The organism is Pigmentiphaga sp., from assembly GCF_019689535.1.
Lineage (GTDB): Bacteria > Pseudomonadota > Gammaproteobacteria > Burkholderiales > Burkholderiaceae_B > Pigmentiphaga.
On sequence record NZ_JADGHH010000292.1, the window covers coordinates 1 to 3,092 of the forward strand.

The 3,092-nt window shown below is 64.2% G+C and carries 3 protein-coding genes; all 3 read right to left on the minus strand.

Annotated elements, in window-relative coordinates; genetic code table 11:
- Positions 1–165: 165 nt before the first annotated feature.
- Positions 166–846, minus strand: coding sequence for a cytochrome b/b6 domain-containing protein (locus tag IRZ12_RS16805; RefSeq protein WP_296470995.1), 681 nt, complete (start codon positions 844–846; stop codon positions 166–168).
- A 69-nt stretch (positions 847–915) separates the two neighbouring features.
- Positions 916–1,887, minus strand: a complete 972-nt coding sequence (locus IRZ12_RS16810; protein ID WP_296470998.1) for a tripartite tricarboxylate transporter substrate binding protein — start codon at positions 1,885–1,887, stop codon at positions 916–918.
- A 61-nt stretch (positions 1,888–1,948) separates the two neighbouring features.
- A partial coding sequence (locus IRZ12_RS16815) for an SRPBCC family protein (RefSeq protein WP_296471001.1) occupies positions 1,949–3,092 on the minus strand: 1,144 nt, incomplete at its 5' end.

The window sequence follows — 3,092 nt, forward strand, 5'->3', positions numbered from 1 at the left end:
GAGTGGGCGGACCGCAGGCAGGCCGCCCGTTCGGAGGCAGGGAGATGGGCGGCCGAGACATGGGGCGCGGCTCCATGGGACCACCTGCTGGAGGCGGTCGCGGCGGGCCGTCGTCAGGGGGCGGGCGGCACGGAGGCCGCCTCAACTGAACGACCCGCAAGGCGGTCAGAAGCCGGCAGGGCGCATTGACACGATGCCATACACCACGGCTGCGACGATGGCGGCGATGGCGAGGGCGAGCAGTCTCGTTCCTGTCGTGTCGCGCGTGGAGTCAGCCCCGGGGGCGAATTCGGAGGCAGGCGCATCGCCGGTGATCATGGCGCGCGTGAGCTTCTGTTTTTTCGCTACGCGATACCAGAGGATCGCGGCCACGTGGAGCGCAACCAGGGCAAGAATGATCCACTCGTTCAGCTTGTGAAGACCGGTGAGCCGGTCGGACCATGCTTTGTCGACCAGGCTTGCCAACGGGCCTTCGGTGAAGATGTCGTCGTTGGCGAAGAGCCCCGTGACGGCCTGGTAGCCCAGCAGCAGGATCATCGCCAAGACGGACCATGCCCCCAAGGGGTTGTGGCCAGGGCGGCGGGGCGTCGTTCCTTTCAGATACGCCAGGACCGCGCACGGTCCGCGCAGGAAACTCGAGAACCGCGCATGCTGGCTGCCTACGAAGCCCCACACGATGCGGAACAGGATCAGCCCCAAGACAGCATAGCCGAACAGCATGTGGTACTCGGTCCAGAGGCCGCCGGCCTTGATGGTCACGTATGCACCGACGACACAGGCGACCAGCAGCCAATGGAAAATGCGTACCGGAAGGTCCCAGACGCGGATTTTGCTTGGAGTGGACATAGACAAACCGTCGAGGTCAAAGGTGCCTTATTGTGCCATCGCCCAACTTATCCGTAGGCTGCCACGCCGCTATTCCTGCAGTTCGATGTTCGCCTCGCGGATGACCTGCGCCCACTGTTCCGTCTCTTTCTTGATTTGGGCGGCGAACTCGGCGGGGCGGGATGCGACGATCACCATTCCCAAGTCTTCCACGCGCTTCTTGACCGCAGGCAGGGCCAATGCCGCCGCGGTATCGCGTTGGATCTTGTCGATGATTGCCGCAGGCGTGCCCGTGGGGACGACCAGCCCGATGAGCGCCTGGACGGAGAAGCCGGGATATTTTTCCGCGACTGCCGCATAGTTGGGATAGGCCGCCTCGCGCTGCGGGCCCGTCGTCGCAAGCATTTTCAACCTGCCGGATTGAATGTGCGGCATGAGAGAAAAGATCGGGTCTATCATGACCATGACGCGGCCGCCGATGACGTCGGTATGTGCGGGGGCGCTTCCCTTGTAGGGAATGTGGGTGATCTGGATGTCCGCCTGGCGCGCGAGGAGTTGGCCGGCCAAATGCGAGGTGCCTCCGGTGCCGGGGCTCGCGTAGGTGAGCTTGCCCGGATTGCGCTTCGCATAGTCGATCATTTCGTCGAGGGTATTGAAGGGTGCATTGGGATTGGCGGCGATGGCCAGGGGCACCCGGATCAATTGGGAGACGGCCGTCAAATCCTCGTTCTTGTAGAGCAGTTTTTTCTGCAGGCTGGGATTGATCACAAATGCCGAGTTCACGACGCCGATGGTGTAGCCGTCCGGGGCCGCCTTGGCGACCGCCGCGGTGCCCAGCATGGTGCTCGCGCCAGGCTTGTAATCGACGATCACCGGGTGTTTCCAGGTCTCCGCCAATTGCTGGCTCACGATGCGGGCCAGCACGTCCGTGGGCCCGCCGGCGGGGAAGGGCACGATCATCGTGGTCGGCCCCTGGGGGTAGGAAGTCTGGGCGCTGGCAGGGCCGGCCAAGGCAGCTGTGGCCGCGAGCGCGGCAACCAGGAAGTTTCGACGAGCGGTCATACGTGTCTCCGGTTATAGGTATGGTGGGTGAGGCGGCAGGTCGGTGCAGGGGGGCGCATCGCTATGGCTGTTGCGCACGGCACATCAGCCGATACCACTCGCGATAGCCGTCATGAAAGCAAGTTTCGTCTCCCATGGTGCGAGGCCCAAGCCGGCCGTCGACGCGCTGCATGCCGAGTTCTGCACTGTAGGGCGCGAGGGGCGGCATGTCGCGGGTGTCCAGTCCGCGTAGATAACCGGCCGTCCAGCCGGCAGCCTTGGCCGGGAAACCCGCTTGGCTGTACTCGTACGCGACGTTGTCGTCGGGCGTGGCGAGGCCGCTCGCGTTGAAGAAGTCTTCGTAGTCCCTGATGCGGGCGGCGCGCATGTCCTCATCCTCACCCTTGGGGGCGAGGCAGAAAGTCCGCATTTCTGTCTTGTCCACGGCCAGCGGATGGATGACCCGGAGCATCATGCTGGTGACGTTGTCCACGATTTGCAGATTGGGGAAGATGGTCAGGTTCCTGGCGCGCAAGGCCCAACGCAGGCGGGTTTCATCCATCGTGGCGGCGTAGGCTTGCCGGCGCCGGGCAAGGAGCGCAGCCGTCGCCCGGCTTTCTCGCCAGGTCACTGCATGCCCGTGTCCGAAACTGAAGGTACCCTGGGTTTCCGGCACGGCTGGGGGCGGACCGCCCGCGTAAGCCTCTGCCGGCCGGCGCGCCAGGAGCTCCACGTACGATGCGTGCGTGGATGAAAAGTGGTACATGTCCAGCGAATTTTCCAACTGCAGCTTCCAGTTGGCGTCGAACGTGTAGCTAGTACTTCCGGGCACGAACTCCAGGCCCTCGGGTCCCTGGTCGGCGATGAGGTCCAGGAAGACGCGCGCGTCGCCGAGATATTCGGAAAGGGAGGGCACGTCTTCCGAGAGGCTGGCAAAGAGGAAATCGCGGTAGCTGTCGAAGCGGGCGACGGGCGCCAGCCCGTGTTCGGCAGCGTCGAACCAGTCCGGATAGCGGCCCTCTTCCTGGTTGGTGACGTACTGGTTGCTGCCGTCGCTCCCATAGACCCAACCGTGGTAGCGGCAGGTATGGGTACGCCTATTGCCGCTGCGCCGGGACGTAAGCATCATGCCCCGGTGCCGGCACGAGTTCAGCAGGCAGTGAAGCTTGCCTTCGCCGTCCCGCGTGACCAGGATCGGCTGGCGGCCTATCCGGGTCGTGAAAAAA